This is a genomic window from Ruegeria sp. P8 (assembly GCF_056534665.1).
Map to the genome: position 1 here is coordinate 548049 of NZ_JBQERC010000002.1, position 20956 is coordinate 569004.

Below are 20956 nucleotides of genomic sequence, written 5' to 3' on the forward strand. Positions count from 1 at the left end.
AAGGGGTTACCGCAATGGCAAGATCACTCGGCGGGCGCTTCTGTCGCCGCGGTTTGCAGTTCAGCCACCAGCTGCTTGAGCGCGCTGTTCTGATCCGCTTCAAGATCAGCAACGGCATAAACTTCCGAAACTGCGTCTTTCGAAAGGATCACCCCTTTGGCAACCGTGCCGGGTGCCCCTGCCGGGCCATAGTGCTCGCCGTTCATCGAGAAATAAACCGATCCCGACGCCCCTGCCCGCAACAGCGGCGGTTCTTCTGTCAGAGGAACCTCAAAGACACTGCCTTGCTCGACCGTTCCAAGCGTCCCTTCGAAAATGACACTGCCATCTGCCGCCGTTACCCGCATCCAAGAAGGATCGACAGCAACGATTTTCAGCGTGGTATCAACCTGTTCCACGACCTGAGGCAAAGCTGGTCGTTCAACCGTGTGCACTTCGGCAACTTCGAACTGCGGCAGGCTTGGCGGGCGGAAGGTTCCGACATCGCGCGGATCAAGGGTCGAAATCGGCGCATCGCGGGCAACCAGAACCGGAACATCCAACGCCTGCGGACGATAAAGGCGGTCCAGTGCCTCGGTATTCGCCGCAGCAACCACATCATCGACAACGCCGCCGCGCACGGCATCCAGCGGATCAAGGTCGGACAGCACCATAGGCGCTTGTTCGACCGGGCTGACCTGCACCTGCTGGATCTTGTTCAGAACGGCCCACCCGCCATAGCCGATGCCGCCAATTACCGCCAACAGCACCAGCGACGAGCCGATGGCGCGCGGTTCAATCTGACTGACCAGAGATTCCTTGCCCGGAATGTACGGCGTATTGGGCGAGATGAAGGGATCGCGCCCCATTGGCCCACGCGCCGGAAGCGCGCCGGTCGGCTTTCGCACCACCGAAGCCTCGGCCGACATGCCATGCGCGACCGAAAAACCGCTTTCCGCGCAGAAAGTCGAGAATGTTTCATCCGGGTTCATTCCCAGATAACGCGCATAAGAACGCACATACCCGGCGATAAAGCCGGGCGTGTCAAAGGCGTCGGGATCCGCGTTTTCGATGGCAGCAATGTAGTTGGCTTTGATCCTCAACTCGCGCTGAACATCCAACAGGGATTTGCCCATGGTTGCGCGTTCGCCGCGCATCTTGTCACCAAGGCGTACCTCGTAGTCATCAAACCCTTTGGGTCTGACATCTACGTCCTCATCAGATTCGCGCTGTGATCTGCGCCCGATCATTCCTGCTGCCCCATTCTGCCTGTCGCGTGTTTCGCGTTAGCGGCGAATCATCCCCAAAACGATTCGTCTGCCAATTTTGTTAGCGTAAGCTTAACACGCGGCAAATACGTTGCACACTTTGGCGTGAGGTTAACCGGCAAGTTCGGCGCGATTTAGCGCACAATGTGACCAAAGTTCGTCCATCGCCTGTACCAGACGGTTCATTTCGTCAGGTCCATGCACCGGAGAAGGGGTAAAGCGCAGACGCTCGGTTCCGCGCGGAACGGTCGGGAAATTGATCGGTTGCACATAAATGCCGTAATCATCCAACAGCATATCGCTGAGCTTCTTGGTATGGACCGGGTTTCCGACGATCACGGGCACGATATGGCTTCCGTGGTCGATCAGCGGCAGTCCCATCCCCTTCAACCGCAGCTTGAGGATTTTGGCCTGCGTCTGATGCTGCTCGCGCAGTTCAGGTGCAGTTTTCAGGTAGGCAACAGATGCGGCAGCCCCGGCCGCAACCGCAGGTGGCAGGGACGTGGTAAAGATAAAGCCCGGTGCGTATGACCGCACGGCGTCGCACATCTTGGCGCTGGCCGCGATATAGCCGCCCATCACGCCATAGGCTTTTGCCAGCGTGCCGTTAATGATGTCGATCCGGTGGGCAAGGTTATCGCGCTCGGTCACACCGCCGCCGCGCGGGCCATACATGCCCACGGCATGCACTTCATCAATATAGGTCAGCGCGCCGAATTCATCTGCCAGATCACAGATTTCTTCGATTGGACCAAAATCGCCATCCATTGAATAAACCGACTCGAATACGATCAGTTTGGGCGCGGCGGGGTCATCCGCCTCAAGCAGTTCGCGCAGATGCGCCACGTCATTGTGCCGGAAGATGCGCTTAGCTCCGCCATTCCGGCGTACGCCTTCGATCATCGAGGCATGGTTCAGCGCGTCAGAATAGATGATCAGGCCCGGGAACAGTTTGGGCAGCGTGCTGAGCGTTGCGTCATTGGCGATATAGGCGCTGGTAAAAAGCAGCGCGGCTTCCTTGCCGTGCAGATCGGCCAGTTCAGCCTCAAGCCTTTTGTGATAAACTGTGGTGCCCGAGATATTGCGTGTACCGCCCGAACCTGCACCGGCTGCATCAACGGCTTCGTGCATTGCATTAAGAACGACCGGGTTTTGCCCCATGCCCAGATAATCGTTGCCGCACCATACGGTGATATTCTGCTGTGACCCGTCCGGACGCGTGCGCACCGCATGGGGGAAATGTCCATTGCGACGTTCGATATCGATAAAGGTCCGGTAACGACCTTCATCATGCAGCCTGGCAATCGCTGAATCGAGCTGAGCAGTATAGTCCAAAGGACCCTCCTTGAACGCCCGTATCCGGTTTCCCATTGGGCGATATTTTCGCCACCTCCCACAGCTTACCCTGTTTCGGTGGCTTTGTGTTCCCTTATTCAGCTGGTTACAGCCGTAAAGGTGAACCCAACTTTGATTTGCATCAAATATAAGTTTGCACCCCGTCCGACAAGTAAAGTTACGGCCATCGGACGCGTGGAAACGACGCAGGTCTCGCCTCCCTACCCAAAGCTTACGCTGCCGGGCCGCAATTCGTGTCAACAACTCTGGACGGCGCCGACAACGCTGCTAGGGTTCGCGGGAACAATAAACAGGCAGGAGCCCCCCATGTCGCTAGACGCCGTGTTGAACCGGATTGACGAAGATTTGCAAACCTCGATCGACCGCCTGATGGAACTGCTGCGCATCCCGTCGATCTCGACCGACCCCGCATACAAGGCCGAGGTCAGCCGCGCCGCGGACTGGCTGGTCGCCGATCTGAACAGCATCGGGATTGCGGCAGAGAAACGGGAAACACCGGGCCACCCGATGGTTGTTGGCCACGTGGGTGAGGACGCGACTGCGCCGCATTTCCTGTTTTATGGCCACTACGATGTGCAGCCGGTCGATCCGTTGAACCTGTGGAACCGGGATCCATTCGATCCCGCCATTGAGGACACCGAAACCGGACCGGTCATCCGCGGACGCGGAGCGTCAGACGACAAAGGCCAGCTAATGACTTTTGTCGAAGCCTGCCGCGCCTGGAAGGCCGTGCACGGATCCTTGCCCTGCCGCATCACTTTCTTTTTCGAGGGCGAAGAAGAATCAGGCTCGCCCTCACTGGTTCCTTTCCTCAAGGAAAATGCCGCCGAACTCAAAGCGGATCTGGCGCTGGTCTGCGATACATCCATGGTGTCACGCGGCGTTCCGTCGATTGCGGCGCAGTTGAGGGGCATGCTGAAGGACGAGTTTACCATTGTGGGGCCGCGCATCGATCTGCATTCCGGCCACTATGGCGGCCCGGGCCTGAACCCGCTGCGCGAACTGTCGAAAATCGTGACCTCTTTTTATGACGACGAAACCGGGCGGGTAGCGGTCGACGGGTTCTACGAAGGCGTGCATGAAGTACCCGAAGACCAGTTGCGCCAATGGCAGAATTGCGGCTTCGACGAAGCGGATTATCTGAATTCGGTCGGCTACACCCAGCCGCATGGCGAAAAGGGTTACTCCACCTTGGAGCAACAATGGGCACGACCAACGCTCGAAGTGAACGGGCTGTGGGGTGGTTATAACGGTGCGGGCTCCAAAACCGTTATTCCGTCCAAGGCCCATTGCAAAATCACCTGCCGTCTTGTTGGTGACATGGACCCGGACGCGCTGCGCGCCAAAATCCGCAAACATGTCGAGGATCAGCTATCCCCGGACGCCAAAGTGGTCTGGGATAACGATATGGAAGGGTCTCCCGCTTCGGTCATGAATATCACCCGCCCCGAATTCGAAGCCGCGCGCGGCGCATTGTCGGATGAATGGGACCGCGAGGCGGTGTTCACTGGAATGGGGGGATCAATCCCTGTTGTCGGCTATTTCAACACCGTTCTGGGGCTCGACTCGATGCTGGTTGGCTATGCAAACGAAGATGATGCCATCCATTCGCCGAACGAGAAATATGACGTGAAAAGCTTCCACAAGGGCATCCGGTCATGGGCGCGCATTCTGGATGCTTTGAACAAATAGGTCTTATGCGAGGCTCTGCCTCGCGCTCCGGGATATTTGCAGCCAGATGAATAAAGGATCCCTGCTTCATCTGGCCTAAAATATCCCGGGGGAGGCGCGCGGCACGCGCGGCGGGGGCAGAGCCCCCAACCCTGACGGGGAACTACGCCGATCTTACATATGGATCACGCGACCATAGGCATCCAGCACACTTTCGTGCATCATCTCTGACAGTGTCGGGTGCGGGAAGACGGTGTTCATCAGGTCTTCTTCCGTTGTCTCCAGCTGGCGACCGACCACGTAACCCTGAATCAGTTCGGTAACTTCGGCACCGATCATGTGGGCGCCCAGCAACTCGCCTGTTTTGGCATCGAACACGGTTTTGATCAGCCCGTCAGGCTCACCCAAAGCGATGGCCTTGCCATTGCCGATAAAGGGAAAGCGGCCGACTTTGATGTCGTAACCCAGCTCTTTGGCCTTTGCTTCGGTATATCCAACCGAGGCAACCTGAGGCTGGCAATAGGTGCATCCCGCGATGCTTTCGGGTTTGACCGGGTGCGCATGTTGACCCGCGATGAGGTCCGCGACCATGACACCCTCGTGGCTTGCTTTATGTGCAAGCCAGGGCGCGCCTGCGATGTCACCGATCGCATAAAGGCCCTCAACGCCGGTGCGGCAATACTCGTCCGTAACCACATGTGTCCGGTCGATCTTGACGCCCAGAGGTTCCAGACCAAGGTTTTCGATATTGCCAACGATCCCGACGGCCGAGATCACTGTGTCGAACTCGTGTTTTTCAACCTTGCCTTTAACCTCGATATGCGCGGTCACTTTCCCCTTGCCACGGTCCAGCTGCTTGACCATGGCTTTTTCCATGATGGTCATGCCCTGTTTGGTGAACGCCTTCTTGGCCAATGCGCTGATTTCGGCGTCTTCGACCGGCAACACCCGGTCCATCACCTCGACAACTGTGGTGTCTGCGCCCAGCGTATTGTAGAAGCTGGCAAACTCGATGCCGATCGCACCGGACCCGATGACGAGCAGTTTTTTCGGCATCCGCGGCGGTTGCAGCGCGTGCTTGTACGTCCAGACCAGATCGCCGTCAGCTTCAAGGCCCGGCAGTTCCCGCGCCCGTGCCCCGGTTGCGAGAATGATGTTCTTGGCGGTCAGTTCCTCGGTGCCTTTGTCGGTCTTGACGCTGACCCTGCCCTTTGCTGGGATCGTGGCCTGCCCCATCACGACGGCAACCTTGTTCTTCTTCAACAGGTGGCCGATGCCACCTGACAGCTGTGCGGCCACGCCACGGGATCGTTTGACCACCGCGTCCAGGTCATATCCGATCTTTTCGGCTTTCAGACCGAAATCCTTGGCGCGCTCCATCAGATGAAACACTTCGGACGACCGCAACAGCGCCTTGGTGGGAATACAGCCCCAGTTCAGGCATATCCCCCCCAAATGCTCGCGCTCGACAACCGCGGTTTTCAAGCCCAGCTGGGCTGCGCGGATTGCAGCGACATAGCCGCCGGGGCCAGCCCCGATTACGATCAGATCATAGGATTGTGCAGCCATGTGTTCCTCTCGGCGCAGGAGTTGAAAATTTAGTTTACCATTAAACTATTATTCGGAACGCATCAATATACCCGTCCCGCGACAAATAGGACGCAGGGTAAGCGATGCCTGAACTTGCGGATTTCAGCCTATACCCCGGGCCATGCAATGGCTAGAAAAGAAACGCCGACACCGGTCGGACCTATTCTTTTCTCAACCCATTCAAGAGGCTGACCATGGCCAAAACTCTGAAAGATCTGCTGCTTGCCCTGCTCAACGCCACATTGATACTTGTTGCGCTGTGCCTGTTTCTGGGCTGGAAACTGGCGTCGAAAGCCGAAAGCATCACTGCTGAAGTCTCGCAAACGGTTCAGGCCGTGGCCCCCCTCCGGGATGAGGCGAAGGGCATTCGGGATGAGCTTGCGGCGTTGCGGACTGATTTGACGGTACTTTTACAACAAGACACGTTGGCAGACAGCCAAGCCGCGCAAAACCTCCGGGCAACGCTGGGGCGCCTGAATGCAGCAGAACAGAAGCTGCAAACGGTTCAGGAGCGGATTTCGGAACTTGCTGACACGCCAGAAGTGCTGATTGCGCAGGCGATCCAAACCGGTGCCGATATCGCGGCGGAACGCGTTTTGGAATTGCGGGGATGTACACCGGAGTCATAAAGCGCAGCCGCGACCAAAGCGCGGTTGCGGCTTCGCGCTCAGCCCGTTGCCTGTAGTTCGCGCACGGTCGTGCCGTACCCGCCCATATCGACATAGGCAGTTTCATGCGGGGTCGAGCTGCGGGACAGCGCCGCGTTCCGATACGGGAAACGACCGAACTTTCGGATCACCTCGCGATGCGCTCTGGCGTGCAGCAGGTTGCTTGCGTCGCTGCTCATGTTTTGGCAGATCAGACGCACACAGCGTTCCTGATCGCACAGGTTTTCCGAGTGCATCATCGGCAGGTAAAAGAACTGTCTGGCTGGTTCGTCGATCTTCTTGTCCCAGCCTTTGTCGACTGCGCATTTCGCCGCCGCCAATGCCGCACGATCGGTCGAGAAGGCACGCGCCTCACCTCGGAACATGTTACGCGGGAACTGATCTGTCAGGATGATATAGGCCAGCGCCCCGCTGGGATAAGTCAGCCAGAGCGAGAACCGACCCGCTGCCGCTGCTTCCCAAGTTGACTGAAACCGCGCCCGAATGTCTGCATCCAGCGCCTCATCTTCAAGATACCAACCCTTAGGGCCAACTTCATCTAACCAAAAACTCAATACTTCTTCAGGCGTTACCATTGCCTTAAACTCCGTCAATTGCCCGCGCCCCAGACGTAACGTCATTTAAGTCCCTTTTACAGAACTGTTACAGTAACATATTGCAACACAACCGACATAATTCCGTGTCTCAAGCGGTTTCGCGCGCACCCTCTTCGAACTCGGCTTCTGCCGCCTCTATCGCAACTTCCTGTGCAACCTCGAATGCAACGGGCGATGCGGTTGGATAAAGCGTCGACATGGTGCTGGTTTCATCAACAGGAATGGCTGCACGCTGGGTCATCCGGTAGACCGAATAGGCGGCCAACGCGACAAGCAACACGGCGATGATCAGGAAAAAGCCCGGCGGGCCAAACACTGCATCCCCCATCAGCCAACCTGTGATAACAGGTCCGGTAATTGCCCCAAGGCCGTTGATAAAGATCAGGCCGCCGGATGCCGCGGCCATATCTTCGTATTCCAGAAAATCGTTGGTGTGCGCAATCAGCAATGAATACAAAGGGTTGGTCATTCCGCCGATCACAAAAGCAGACGCCAGAAGGATTTCGAAGGAAAAGCCATAAAGCATACCACTGACGGCGCCAACAGCCCCGGTTGCCGCAACCAACAGGATCAGGAAACGCCTGTCCATCCGGTCGGAAAACCAGCCCAGCGGGTATTGCAGGACAATTGCCCCAACATAGAACGCCGCCACAAATGCCGAGATTTCAACCAAGGACAATCCGGCCTGAGCCCCATAAACCGCCGACATCCCGAACTGCGCCGAAAACACGCCCCCCAGCAGGAACATGCCGACACACCCCAGCGGAGAGCTTTTCATCAACTCCCGCAGCGTCATCGGCTTGGTAGTATCGAACGCCGGAGTTGGTGAGATCGACAGCAAAATCGGTGCGAAAGAAACCGAAACAAGGATCGAGGCGATCACGAATGTTTCGTACCCGGCCGGGTCGCCCAACAGGAAAAGGCCCTGCGCGCCGATGATACCCAACATCTGAACGATCATGTAAAGCGACAGGGCCTGTCCGCGGTTTTCATTATTGGCTGCATTGTTGAGCCAGCTTTCCGCAGTGACGTAAACGCCCGAGAAACAGAACCCGATCACCACGCGCCCCAGAACCCAGGCAATCGGGTCTGCCAGCATCGGATACATGATCATCACGGCGGAAATGAAAGACGCCAGTGCCGCAAAGACCCGCACATGGCCAACACGCCGGATCATCTCGGGCGCAAGCCGTGAACCGCCCAGAAAACCAACGAAATAAGCTGACATTACAAAAGACATCTCAAGGGTCGAAAATCCCTCAAGCTGCCCACGAACACCCAGGATCGTGCCCTGAAGGCCGTTTCCGACCATCAGCAACCCCATGCCGAGCAACAATGCCCATGCGCTGGACAGAACCTGAATCATTTGGGCCTCCGATAGGTGCCAACCTTGTTTGAGTTTTGTTCTGCGATCAAAGACCGCTTCCATCGCGCTTGTCTACGACATTCCCTGTCGGTGATGCCGTATGCGCGCCTATCCGGGGATCAAAAGCGACGCATCGCCATAAGAAAAGAACCGGTAATTCTGCGCGATGGCATGGGCGTAAATATCACGCATCCGGTCCTGACCCATCAACGCCGAAACCAGCATCAGCAACGTGGATTTCGGCAGATGAAAATTTGTCATCAGCGCATCGGTAACGTGAAACCGGAAACCGGGATAGATGAAGATATCGGTGTCACCTTCCCACGGTTCGATCGTGCCCGAACGCGCAGCACTTTCGATCAGGCGCAGGGCAGTGGTGCCCACCGGGATGACACGCCCGCCAGCAGCTTTGGTGGCCTGTATCTCGGCGACAGCCTCGGCGCTGACCTGCCCCCATTCGGCATGCATCTTGTGGGTTGTCACATCCTCGACCTTGACCGGCAGGAAGGTTCCGGCGCCAACATGCAGGGTCACATGTGTGACGGCGACACCCCGTTCCGACAAAGCCTGCATCAGGGCATCGTCAAAATGCAACGAGGCGGTCGGCGCTGCCACCGCACCGGACTTGCGGGCCCAGATGGTCTGATAATCCGTCTTGTCCTGCTCATCGGCCGGACGTTTGGCGGCGATGTAGGGCGGCAGCGGCATCGCACCGGCCTGATCCAGCGCCTTGTCGAAATCCTGACCGCTGAGATTGAAGCGCAAAAAGGCCTGCCCGTCTTCCACCCGATCCAGCGTCGCGCTCAGATCGGCGGAAAATACAATCTCTTCCCCCGGCTTCACTTTCTTCAGCGGCTTGATGAGCGCAGACCAAGTGCCATCGGCCTGCGGATCCAGCAGAGTGGCCTCGACCCCGGCGGTAACCAGGCCTTGCGCGCTGTCCCTGTGGCGCCGCCCGTTCAGACGCGCCGGGATAACGCGTGTGTCGTTCAACACCAGCCGGTCACCCGGACGCAGGAAATCGGGCAGATCGAACACGTGGCTGTCCACTGTACCACCCCCCTGCGCCACAAGCAGGCGCGCAGAGGATCGCGGGCAGGCAGGCCGCGTGGCAATCAGGTCGTCGGGCAGGTCGAAATCAAAATCGCTGAGCTTCATGACCGCGCCTTACAACCCCAAAAAAGATTCTGCCATATCTCCTCAGCGATCACTGGGAGGAGAGCCAAAAGTCGGTTTCGGCTCGTCAGGTTCCACCGGCGCAGCATTGGGGCCATCCGAGACCGTTGGCGCAGGCTGACGCAAGAGATCACGCAGAAACAGGGGCGCCAGACCGGACAGAGGGTTCACCGCGACTTTGGGCGAAGATATCGGCCCGGTCAGCGTGTAATTGAACCCAATGACGCCTTCACCCTTGCGGGTAAACACGCTGCCAACGGCATTGAGAAGGTAAATCGGTGAAATCGCCCCCCGCAGGTTCAGCAGGCTGTTCACGGTGTCGATTGTGCCATCAAACGAAAGCCCCATTGACGGGCCAACAGCGCTGCCACTCAGCACTTTGATGTCGGTGGGCGATATCCTCATGCGGCTGTCAATCGCCGAAAAGAAGATCCCCTGCCCGGCCATCTCGTCCAGCAGACCAACAAGGCTGATCGCGTTCAGGATCGCGGCCATGGCCGGGGCATCGGTGATCCGGGTATTAACGATCTTCAGGATCACGTCGTAACTGCCGGGCGCAGCTACTGGCTCAAGCTTCAGGTCCAGATCACCGCCGCGCGCCTGTGTCAGAACCCCGGCTGATCGCAAAACGGCCCCCGCGTCTTTCGACGTCAGGTCAACGGCGCTTCGATTTCCTCGCGGGGTCACTTGACCGGAAACAGCCGCACCGCCGTTCACCCGCGCTGTGAAGGTGCCATTTACGCCACCGGTTGTCTGGAACGCCCCCCGGAAACCTGTCAGCGCAACAGTTTCGGTGACCTGAAGACGGTCCAATGTCACGTCCAGTTTTGGTCCGGCACCTCCGCCTCCGCCCGATCCGCCGCTTTCCCCGAAGTTTGCACGCCCCATGTTCAGCACACCGCCTAAGACGCGGATATCCGGGACAGCAGCCCCCCGCCCGATCAGTTCCGCCGGAACCGCCAGCCAGTCCCCCAGATCGAACGAGCTGAACTGGACACGGTCATATTCACCGTTTTCGTGAAAAGAAATGGATGCGGTTGTGCGCAGTCCCGCTGCGTTGATCCGCAGGTCGTCCACTTTCAGCTGCGCGCCCAACGTCGCGTCGGCAGTCAGCGATCCTTTGGTGTTCGCCGCCTTGCGCCAGCCGAGTTCAGGGATAGCTAGCGCCACGCCCTGAAGGTCCGAAGCAACAGACAGTTTCGGAGGTGCCCCAGCGCCCAGGCCCAGTGTAATATCGGCAACCCCTTTGCCCGTCAGCATCCCCGGCGGCAGGCCGGCCTTGATCTCATCCATCAGACGCGGGGACAGTTCGATCTGGCCGGTCAAGGTGCTGCGCTGTTCGGTTTCGCCGTCAATAGGCTGCTGCCAAAGTGCTTCTAGCGGAACATCGCCGAACTGACCCAGCCCCTGAATCTGAACACCCGACTGATTGCCGGAAATATCCAGCATCGGGGCACTTACAGAAAATCCCGGTACCAGACGGTCACTGGACAGATTGGCCAACGTTCCGTTGAAGTGAAATTCGGTATCCTGAAACTTTAGTTCTTTTATCAACGGCAGGGACAGCGTTCCGGTCAACGCAACCGTGCCTTTGGCAACGTCAACGGGCAACCCGGCCTTGCTCAGCAATTCCAGCGGTGGTCGGTCCAGCAGCGACAACGCAGAGGTCACGCTGCCCCTTGCCTGAATACGCGCGATGCCGGGTGCGGATTTCTTGATATCCGTGTCAGGTATGATGAAGGACGTCCCCGCGGCATCCACACTCCCCCCGTCATCGGCGACCACCACCCCCTGCTGCGCGGTGACCGTAAACCGGCTGTCGATCAGACTGGCCTGACCTTGTGCATCTTCGATTGGCGGCAGGGTCTTTGCAAAGCGAACCTTGGCTTGCTCGAACCCGAAATCAAGATACAGGTCCGGTTTGGAACCGGGCTCCAGACGCAGGGCGAAATCCATGTCCGACAAAACCCCCTGATAGAGGTTTTCCGTCACCCATTCCCGTGGCTTCGGCGCCAGACGCTCGGGCCAGTAACTCAGAACATTGTCCGAGCTCATCTGATCCAGATGGGCATCCAGCGCCACAGCCCAGCCATCGGGACGACCGTGCAAAACCCCGAAGGCGCGCACGGTATGACCCGGATCCTCGATGGTCATCTGGCCAAGGCGCAACTGGAACGGGTTGAACGCCATCTTGAAATCCACGCTGGCACGCGACAGCTGAATCGGCTCCGGGAAAAGATTTGCCGGGTTCACATTGATCCCGGACAAGCGCAACTGCGTCTCCAGACTGTCCAGCACACCGTCCTCAGCCCCTTGCAGAAACGCCTTTCCATCGGCCTGAACTGTGCCCCAGGCCGACACCACCGATACCTCATTGAAGTCCAGCATCTGGGCTTTCGGGTCATAGGTGAAATACGTGCGGGCAGATTCGAAAGGAACCGGGCGCGTTTCCGGGTTGGGCTGCACCGCCCCGGCCCCCAGATTGAGGGTTGCGAACACGGTTCCTGTGGCCCCGTTCTCATCGACACTGCCCCGCAAAGCCCCTGAAATCGGTGCGCGCAGAACCTGCAACCAGGCAAGGGCCGGGCTTTGGCCTGCTATGTCTTCGGCCGGAAGATCGGTGACCGAGATGCCAAAGCTGGCGGCAGGCGTGCCCAGTACGCTGGTATAGTTGGCCTCGATACTGCTGACATAGTCACGCCCGGCCAGAACCGAAAACCCGGTCGCAAGCCGTACTTCGTTGTCACTGCGGTTCGCCTGAATATGCCCACCGTCCAGAACCCACGACCGCCCCTGCCGCAGGTCGCGGTAATCCAGCGTAATCGCATCAAGTTCGACCGAGGTCAGCGCCGACAGGAGCGGAGACTGAAACACCTCGTCCGATCCCTCGATCAGCTGTGCAAGGTCCGGCGCTTCCTGCACCGGCGCGCTGCCCGATCCCACGGTCAGGGTCAGCGCCCCGTCCTGATCGCGGGTCATGGCGATCTGCGCGCCACTCAGAATGATGCGCTTGGGCCGGACCTGACCGCGCAGCAAGGGGCGCATGGCCAGGCTGGCGCGCATGTCGGATACCTGCGCAATCTGCTGGCCTGTGGCATCACTGATGGCAACATCGGTCAGCCGCAGACGGGGGCGCCAGCCTTCGTGGATGATGAAACTGACGTCTCCAAACCGGATTTGCAGCCCGCCCAGCGCCCGTTCCAGCCGGGCTTCGACCCTGTCGCGCAGCCAGACCGGCGCGTGCATCCTCTGCCCCACGACCATGAAACCAGTGAACATCGCCAGAAGCACCAGCACGATGGCCCCACGCATGGCCCACAGACCAGCGGTGCGGCGGCGCGACCGACGGCGCACAGGCTTGCCCGGCTTTGCTTCGTCGTCTTCGTGCTGCTTCAATTTGCTATCCACGCCTTCCAACCCGCACGCGTTGCCCTATGATGACGGGCAGCCTTTAAAAACCTTTAGCGGAGTTTCCAATGCCCGACGTTTCAGACATCGCCCCCGACTTCACTTTGCCGCGCGACGGCGGTGGCGAGGTGACGCTTTCGGCGTTGCGCGGTGGCACCGTGGTTTTGTTCTTCTATCCCCGTGATGATACGCCGGGCTGCACCAAGGAATCCATCGGTTTCTCAGAGCAGCTTCAGGCGTTTACCGATGCAGGGGCTCACGTTTTCGGCATTTCGCGGGACAGCGTCGCCAAGCATGACAAGTTTGTCGCCAAACACGGGCTGACCACTCCGCTCTTGTCGGACGAAGGTTCGACCGTCTGCGAAGACTATGGCGTATGGGTTGAAAAGAACATGTATGGCCGGAAATCGATGGGGATCGAGCGATCGACCTTTGTCATTGATAGCGAAGGACGTATTGCCAAGGTCTGGCGCAAGGTCAAGGTGCCCGGCCACGTGGAAGAGGTGCTGGAAGCGGTGAAGGCGCTCTAAGCCCCCCTCGACCTGCCGCGCCATCCGGTCTATCACCCGCGCTGACATGCCTAAGGCGGAGCGACCCGGTGCCCAAAACACTGACACAGATGGCGACAGAGGTTCTGACAACAGCGGACGGGCGGGCCAAAACCGCCCTGTCCAAAGCCCATGCCGCCGCGTGGTTTACCTCCCGCACGGCCGAGGGTGAGCCGATCGAGATCGGCACCGCATCACCGCCCCTGTCCCCCGCGCGCCCGGACAAGCCCGAGCTGTTGTCCCCGCGTGAGGTACCCAAACGGAAACCGGGTACCGAAGCCGGGCGCATTGCCCTGCTGCACGCGGTTGCCCATATCGAGCTGAACGCCGTCGATCTGCACTGGGACATCATCGCGCGTTTTGGCCATGTACCCATGCCCATCGGGTTCTACGATGACTGGGTGAAATGCGCCGAAGAGGAATCGCGCCATTTCGAGATGGTCTGCGATTGCCTGCAACAGATGAACAGCTTTTACGGCGCCCTGCCCGCCCATGCCGGAATGTGGCGTGCCGCCGAAGATACTGCGCAAGACCTGATGGGCCGTCTGGCCGTGGTGCCCATGGTGCTTGAGGCGCGCGGGCTGGACGTGACCCCGGGCATGATCGACATATTCCGCAAGGCGAGGGCTGACGACGCCGTTGCCGCGCTGGAAGTGATCTATGCCGAAGAGGTCGGCCACGTCGCTTACGGCTCAAAATGGTTCCACTTATATGCCAACCATTTCGTTCCAGAGGAAGTTTCGAGCACCTAAATCTTTGTAAATTATTAAAAATATTTTCATCAGGTCAGGTTCTCTCTTCAAAAGACTTGCTCCATCACTTGGGCTTACAGAACAAGTATTTTTCGGATGGAACTTTCGAAATGTGCCCATTTACAAATATGCAGCGCCCACAAAAATCTAATCATCACAATACTTTAAAAGATTGGGCGTTTTGGGAACAAAAATGACCGACAGCACTCAATGCCACTAAATTAGGTGCTCGTTGCTGACTAGATTTGACTTACAGTCACGGACGGAGACTCAGATGGTCTCAACTACTTCAGGCGTCTTCGTTTTTGGACTGCCAACAGCGGTATGATTTCCGACCACTGGGAGGCGCAATACCCTGCCATTTCAGAGTGACTGGCACCTTGGCACGCGCGCTCTCCAAATAGCTGGCGTGTGCCAAGGTGCCTTGGTCCGTCAGGACCAATCGAAATTCCATTTCAAGAGTTGTCTTTGAGCTGATTTGCCTGCTTTGCGTCAAGCTATAGCTGTCATCGTTCACCTTAAGAATTCTGACATGATTGGTAAGCCTGCTGAGGCCGCTTGGATCCGTGCCTCCAAGTTGGTTTGGCTGTCGAGGTTGTTGCCTTCGATCATTTGCAGTTGCGGGCTCTCCGGTGATTCGCAGCGCTGGTCAAAACTGGCGCCGACAATGCTCAAAAACGCGTTAGACCGGCAAAAAAGATTTTAGGGGCCTCATCGCCAAGAATAGACATTCGTAGGGCACTATCGCCTCTCTACTCTTATTTTATCCTTGGAACCAAGAACAGTCCTCTCATCTATCCATTTAGGAGCAAGAATAGTATAAGCATTTGTTCTTGCTAAATATTTATGACCACACCAAGCGCGAGAAAGTTGAAGATTGGCCCCCATTCGAGTATCGTTTGGAGACCATCAACTGCCTCGGAGAAACCCTTGAAGCCCATTTCAACACTAGGCCGACAACCTGTGAAACAGACTCAAACTCGAGCTGGCGAAACCCGATTTTCGATTTACCGTGAAGATGGCAGCATCGCTCTGTGGCCTTGGGCTTGGGTTGTCAGCGAGACACGTCAGCGGAACTACACCCCTGATACTATTTCCACTCGACTGTCTCACATCACCATTCTCGAACTTTGGGCAATTCACCGAGGTATCGACCTTTACACCATCATGCTAGATGGAGAATGCCTGAGCTTAGAGCAAGTCGCAGACTTAAACTACTTCCTGAATTTTCAAATCCAGGATTTGCGTAAGCTGGCGTGGGTTTTGCCCATGAATGAGCAGAAGTTTCTTACCAGGTGTCTGGAAGAGCGAAGCGTTCAAGCTGGCACAATAATCCAACGGCAGATTGGTATTGAAGAATACCTCCAGTGGCTCGGCGAGTATGGCAATCGCTTGCTTCGAAAAAAGTCAAGTCCAGGATCCGGACGGAAACTGTGCCGTCGCAAACAACTCTTGGAACCAGCGATCAAGCTAAGTGACGGCGGCTACCACACAGCGCCGGGGAGTTATGCGCATTACTTTCGAAAGATTCGCAAAAGTATGCCACAAAGCCGGATCAAGGCATACGATCATGAGGAAGCTGCTGACCGCTTTTACCTATGGTTAGCGATATGCAATCCGTATGATGTTTGGCCTAAGAACCGAATTCGAGCACTACGAAACTACCTAATTTTATTGATGTTTGCCGAACTTGGTTTGCGCGCTGGCGAGTTGGGTCAAATGAAGACCGAAGATTATAAGAGCGAAGATGATTTGATCGAGGTCGTTCGCCGCCACAACGACCCAGAAGACCCTAGGAAACGTCAGCCAAACGCAAAGACCTTCGACCGGAAAATCAGTTTGAAAGCGTCGCCGTTGCTGATCGAGACCCTCGATGAATGGATGGATGTGAGGGACGACATCGATTTTCAAAGCGGCAGAAACTCAAACTCCTTCATGTTTGTGAACTTGGCACGTGATCCCGCTGAGTATGGCAAACCCATGTCCAAGACCGCAATTGACGATGTGTTCAGAGACGCCTCCAGAGCAGCTGGAGTTCGAAAACTGACGCCGCACCCTATGCGACACAAAAAGGCTCGAGAAATGGCCAAGCTTCTAAACGAACTTGGAACCAGCGGCGAAGAAGCTCGAAAGGTCTTCACCTATCACTTTGGATGGTCGGCAACATCTCAGATGATCTCTCGCTATCTCGGAGGAGAGTCCGACATTGGCGCAGCGAAAAGCATCCGAACGATCTGGGCGGAACAGGAAGCTCGAGCCGCTGCCAAAGATACGGAATTCCTCAACATAATTGGCTCGGAAACAAGTGAGTACATTAGCCTGCTCGATCACCGCGAAAAGTTGGCCGACGAAGCCGCGACAAAAAAGAAAGGTTAGAAATGAACAAGCACAAACCGTGCTCTCACGGCATTCCTGCATTGCGCCCGACCAATATCCGCCGAGCTGCCAACGGTGAAACCTTCGATATCACTTCTGACTATTGGGAATTGAGCGCAACTGGTAGCGTTGCTACCTTCAATTTTGAATGGTGTACTGACGTACTGTCGCCGTTGATGAAAAACGCGCTCAAGGAAGTGGTGGCTTATCGGCTCGAAACCAACCTTGCTTCTTCGATTCTTGCAGAGTTGACAGCCTTCAAGCGACCCTGTGTCTGGCTCAGGCGCGAAAACAACGACCTGGTCGGTCGGATCAACCGTAAAGATATTGCCGCCTACCGATTGGGTGATCCGAGCGGCAACGATCACAGCATGCGCAACATTGTTTCTTCATGGCAAGAAATTGGATTTCCGGGGATTGCCCCGGATGCGGCTGAACTAATCGACGGCTTCCGAAAAAAAGAAAACGAAAAAGCACATATTCTGACCCTAGATCCAGAGTCGGGTCCCTACTTGGATGGCGAAATCGCCATGGTGGATCGCGAACTCCATGAAGCTTACGAAAGCGGCGCCATCAATGATGCTCAATATGTGCTAGTTCAAACTTTCCGCCTCTATGGCCAACGAGCCTCAATGAATGCCAACCTGAAACTTCGGGACATAAGAACTCCGAAGCACCACGGTGTGGAGACCTCTATCCGGTTCGAAATCCTGAAGCAGAAGCGGACCCAAGCCGAAAGGTACGGCCCTAAGCGACCTGCGCCAATGCTGTTTACTCACGCCTTAGAAGCTTACCTGGATCGATTAACCGGTGGCATTCCTGCTTCTGAGTGGAATCAAGAGAAACCATTATTTCCCGCGAGGACTGATGAGTTTGTTACAGATTGTCGCTCAGAAAATAAGAAAAGAGCACGACGCTCAAAAGGTCAAACAAAGGCGGGTTACGAAGGTCACATGACTGCGAACCTAGCCTCCGAGCGTTTCAAAGCCATTCTTGGACGATTAAACATCATAAGCCCTCGAACTGGTGAACCAATGGTGTTTAACCAAATGAGAGAACGGCACACTATCGCGACAATCATGGCGATGCGAGGATGTACGGCGGAAGAAATCGCGGCATGGATGCATCATACCAGCCCCAGCAGCTGCGAAGCCTACATCGAACTAGCCTCTCGACATCATCAGCTCATGAGTAGTCTGCTGGACGGTAAGATGGTACATGTCGCAGGCAGGTTCTTGGGTCAAGTGACCGAAGCGCAACCCGACGACCTCGAATTCGGAGCAATTGTTACAGCAACCGAGGCTGACGGTGCTCCTGATCTGGGTGCATGCGATTTTGGAGGTTGTAGCGCGCTGGAAAGCCTCGCAGCGCCATATGCATGCTTTCTCTGCCGTCATTTCAATCTCTCAATTGATTCCGAGCTTGACCCATTACTGCACCTTCTGACTGGCAGAAAGGCAGAAGCGAAAATGTATGGTGATGACGAATATTCTCGAGAACTTAATCGACACATTGCTGCGGTTTTAGCGGCTAAAAAAATGCAGCACCAGGCGCGCAAAGAACGGGAGAGCACGAAATGACTTTGCACTTCAAGTCGAAACAACAAATCTCAGTTGAAGAATACATCGCAAAGGCTAAGAAACTGTCGATCTTTGACCCCCGCGTCGAGGGGCATGTTGTTTGGGACAGTGCCACTTGGGACATAACTGCTTTTGTAAAGCGGACAAGGAATTCCAAGAGAGAAACGATTGGTTTCCATCATGCAGATCGATGGCAGTCCCGCGCGAATTATCCCGAGTTCGCGATGAACCTGCCGTTTGGTGACTTCGCAAAGGCATACTTCGCCTTTCAACTCAATGAAAACGCCACAAAAACAGGAAAATTTAGAAAATCCAATGTCTTTAGCCACAAGGTGAAGTTCTGTCGCATCTTAGACCGCGTTCTAGAAAGTCGAGGACATCCCGGCCGAGCAGACCTTGTAGCAAAGTCAGACCTGAACAATGTCGTCGAGTTAGCCAGTAAGTCGCATAAGCGTAAGGCTGCTGAGACCATGCGATCTTTTGCGCGAGTTTTGGAGGAAGCGGACATCGCGCGTGACTTAAAGAGCTGGTGGCATCCGGAACTCCAGGACAAACGCTTTCGGAGCAGAGTGAATGAGGATCCTCTCCGGAAAAACCTGACCGAAGAGGAAGTGTCATGCTTGGGAGAAGCCTTTCACAGGGCAAAAACGCCACGAGATCAGGTCGCTATGGGTATTGTCGCACTTTTGATGTGTGCCCCCTCTCGAAAAGAGGAAGTCTTCATTCTACCAGCCACGGTTCAGGTTTTGGATAACCCGGGCGAAGGTTACGTCAACCCAGATGTGCCCTTCAACGAAGACTGTCGTTTCAAGGCTGGCCTCAGGTGGTGGCCAGTTAAGGGCGGCAAGCCTATGATTAAATTTGTTCCGAAAGAAATGGTTCCCGTTGCTCAGTTGGCCCTCGAAAGGATCTGTGAACACACTGAGAAAGCGCGCAAGTTAGCAAAATGGATGATGGAGAACCCTGGCAGAGTCTTTGTCCCTACAAATCTTCAGCATGTTCGGGCAACCGGCGAAATCACACGTTCAGAGCTGGAAGAAATTCTTGGTGTCGGTGTAAATTATTGGCTTCAGTCCAGGCGCATCCTAGCTGCCAAGTACAGGGCCCGCGAAAATGGAAAACCCATAGCCGTATACGACTTTGTTCAGGTTGAAAAGAAGTGTTTGGCCGAAGCACCTCACGGTTTGCCTGTGCTCAGCGAGTTGTCTTCGGTAGCATATTCCGAGGCGCTGTGCGTCTGTTTAAAGAACCAATTTTCCTACAATGCAGAAGCACGGCCTTACATGATAGAAGCATTAAGTAGTGGCGTGGTCGAACTCGTCTTGTCAGGCAGGCCAGAAGGTCTTCAAAAAAGTGGCCACATTCAACCTGCGGTTCCCTCCATCTTCGAGCGTTTAGATATCCGGTTAAAAAACGGTAAGTACCCCAAAATCACTACACACCAAATGCGCCATTACCTAAACACGATTGCGCAACGCGCCAACGTTCCCCAATCACACATAGCCTACTGGAGTGGTCGTGCGAACGTCATGCAAAACCGGAACTACGACCACACAGACAAACTGTATCAAGTCGAGCAAATAAAGCGCAGTGGCGAGGATGAGAACCTACCGGCAATCAGGGTTGTGGACGACTTGGATGTCGAAAATGCGGCCTACGAAACTGCAAACCTGAAGATGCATCTTCTTTCGACGTTATTCGGATATTGCAGTCGTCGCTTCAATCAAGAGCCGTGCGACCGAGCTGGTGCCTGTAGAACATGCACGAGGCTGGTATGCCTAGGCGGTTCCAGAAGAGCCGCTGATCAGCTATTTAGATATGCGGAAAGAGATCAGAAATCTCTTGAGACCCTGCGTGCTCGCCAGGCTAAAGGAATGCGGGTCAATGAAAAAACCATAGAAGCTATCGAACATAGTCACGCTCGTAGCCAGGCTCTCGCTGAGGCCGTTATGGATCCGGCAAACGAAGGGACTCTGATCCGCAATACCGACCTTGGCCCATTGATTGAGTTCAGTCACGCTGAACGGATCATCGAAAAAAAGCTGGCAGAGCTTGAAACCTCTCGAACCACGGGGAACTTGACGTGAAGCTTACGCCCGAAAAAGTGGATAAAATTTTGGTCCTAATTGGTCAAATGAGGGGCGAAATCACCCGGAACAAAATACACTGTAAAGTTGAATCCAAGGTTGTCAAAATCTCATCTAAGCAGCTGTTCAAACACCCTCACATTCATGCGGCCTACCTAGACAGAGCCGCAGCCTTCTCGCGCAAAAGAGAGTCAGACAAAGGTAAGAAAACCCGAAAGGCACCAAAAAACGCCGCTGCAATAATGGAAGAACAGCAGAAAAAGATCGCTCGACTCGAAGAGAAATTAGACGTGATCTTGTCAAACGCGGTGGCACAAGGGGTTGACCCTCGCTTGATGAAGCAACCGCTAAACGTTTCCAGACTTGGGAATACCTACCCAGAGAGGCGCAAATAATGAGCCGTCGCAAAAAGGCGGAAGCTATTACCACGCTTGCAGCGTTGATCAGCTTTTTACCAGAGTAATGGAACAGATGCGCCGCACTAATATTACGTTCAGAGTCGAAACGAGTTGTCGCGAAAACCTAAATTTGCTCG

Annotated in this window: 15 protein-coding genes; 8 read left to right on the forward strand and 7 right to left on the reverse strand. The window is 55.8% G+C overall.

The features are described 5' to 3' along the window. Nucleotides 1-23 precede the first annotated feature (23 nt). Together ACR0BZ_RS06115 and hemA are read right to left on the reverse strand one after the other, a co-directional pair. Nucleotides 24-1229, reverse strand: a complete 1206-nt coding sequence (locus ACR0BZ_RS06115; RefSeq protein ID WP_480919717.1) for a helix-turn-helix domain-containing protein — start codon at nt 1227-1229, stop codon at nt 24-26. A 129-nt stretch (nt 1230-1358) separates the two neighbouring features. Beyond that, complete coding sequence (gene hemA, locus ACR0BZ_RS06120) at nt 1359-2582, reverse strand: 5-aminolevulinate synthase (RefSeq protein ID WP_267364005.1); 1224 nt, start codon at nt 2580-2582, stop codon at nt 1359-1361. A gap of 327 nt (nt 2583-2909) precedes the next feature. On the opposite strand from hemA, the gene ACR0BZ_RS06125 reads away from it, so the two are divergent. Next, entirely contained in the window at nt 2910-4295 is a 1386-nt protein-coding gene (locus ACR0BZ_RS06125; protein WP_480553761.1) for a M20/M25/M40 family metallo-hydrolase, read from the forward strand. Between the two features lie 153 nt (nt 4296-4448). Here ACR0BZ_RS06125 and lpdA read toward each other — a convergent pair whose 3' ends face one another. Next, nucleotides 4449-5843, reverse strand: a complete 1395-nt coding sequence (gene lpdA, locus ACR0BZ_RS06130) for a dihydrolipoyl dehydrogenase (RefSeq protein ID WP_480919718.1) — start codon at nt 5841-5843, stop codon at nt 4449-4451. A 215-nt stretch (nt 5844-6058) separates the two neighbouring features. Between lpdA and ACR0BZ_RS06135 the strand changes: the two genes are divergently transcribed. Further along, nucleotides 6059-6493 (forward strand): hypothetical protein, encoded by a 435-nt coding sequence (locus tag ACR0BZ_RS06135; protein WP_480919719.1) that lies wholly within the window; start codon nt 6059-6061, stop codon nt 6491-6493. Nucleotides 6494-6531: 38 nt separating this feature from the next. Here ACR0BZ_RS06135 and ACR0BZ_RS06140 read toward each other — a convergent pair whose 3' ends face one another. The 4 genes from ACR0BZ_RS06140 to ACR0BZ_RS06155 all read right to left on the reverse strand — a co-directional run bounded on the left by ACR0BZ_RS06140 (nt 6532) and on the right by ACR0BZ_RS06155 (nt 13078). Then, nucleotides 6532-7107: a DUF924 family protein gene (locus ACR0BZ_RS06140; protein WP_209504864.1), complete on the reverse strand. Its 576-nt coding sequence runs from the start codon at nt 7105-7107 to the stop codon at nt 6532-6534. Nucleotides 7108-7216: 109 nt separating this feature from the next. Continuing rightward, a complete protein-coding gene (locus ACR0BZ_RS06145; protein WP_480919720.1) occupies nt 7217-8494 on the reverse strand; it encodes an MFS transporter in 1278 nt (425 codons plus the stop codon). A 108-nt stretch (nt 8495-8602) separates the two neighbouring features. Then, nucleotides 8603-9652, reverse strand: a complete 1050-nt coding sequence (queA, locus tag ACR0BZ_RS06150) for a tRNA preQ1(34) S-adenosylmethionine ribosyltransferase-isomerase QueA (RefSeq protein WP_480919721.1) — start codon at nt 9650-9652, stop codon at nt 8603-8605. A gap of 42 nt (nt 9653-9694) precedes the next feature. Further along, nucleotides 9695-13078, reverse strand: a complete 3384-nt coding sequence (locus ACR0BZ_RS06155) for a YhdP family protein (protein ID WP_480919722.1) — start codon at nt 13076-13078, stop codon at nt 9695-9697. 68 nt (nt 13079-13146) lie between these two features. Here ACR0BZ_RS06155 and ACR0BZ_RS06160 point away from each other — a divergent pair, with 68 nt between their 5' ends. The 6 genes from ACR0BZ_RS06160 to ACR0BZ_RS06185 all read left to right on the forward strand — a co-directional run bounded on the left by ACR0BZ_RS06160 (nt 13147) and on the right by ACR0BZ_RS06185 (nt 20816). Next, entirely contained in the window at nt 13147-13608 is a 462-nt protein-coding gene (locus ACR0BZ_RS06160) for a peroxiredoxin (RefSeq protein WP_480919723.1), read from the forward strand. Nucleotides 13609-13697: 89 nt separating this feature from the next. Continuing rightward, nucleotides 13698-14378: a ferritin-like domain-containing protein gene (locus tag ACR0BZ_RS06165; protein WP_480919759.1), complete on the forward strand. Its 681-nt coding sequence runs from the start codon at nt 13698-13700 to the stop codon at nt 14376-14378. A 963-nt stretch (nt 14379-15341) separates the two neighbouring features. Beyond that, nucleotides 15342-16754, forward strand: a complete 1413-nt coding sequence (locus ACR0BZ_RS06170) for a tyrosine-type recombinase/integrase (protein WP_480919724.1) — start codon at nt 15342-15344, stop codon at nt 16752-16754. A 2-nt stretch (nt 16755-16756) separates the two neighbouring features. Further along, the gene (locus ACR0BZ_RS06175) at nt 16757-18334 is read left to right on the forward strand and encodes a hypothetical protein (protein ID WP_480919725.1); all 1578 of its coding nucleotides are present in this window, start codon (nt 16757-16759) and stop codon (nt 18332-18334) included. Then, entirely contained in the window at nt 18331-20421 is a 2091-nt protein-coding gene (locus ACR0BZ_RS06180; protein WP_480919726.1) for a hypothetical protein, read from the forward strand. Before ACR0BZ_RS06175 ends, ACR0BZ_RS06180 begins: the two co-directional genes overlap by 4 nt. Continuing rightward, the gene (locus ACR0BZ_RS06185; protein ID WP_480919727.1) at nt 20418-20816 is read left to right on the forward strand and encodes a hypothetical protein; all 399 of its coding nucleotides are present in this window, start codon (nt 20418-20420) and stop codon (nt 20814-20816) included. The genes ACR0BZ_RS06180 and ACR0BZ_RS06185 overlap by 4 nt, the downstream gene beginning before the upstream one ends. The last annotated feature ends 140 nt before the right edge of the window (nt 20817-20956 follow it).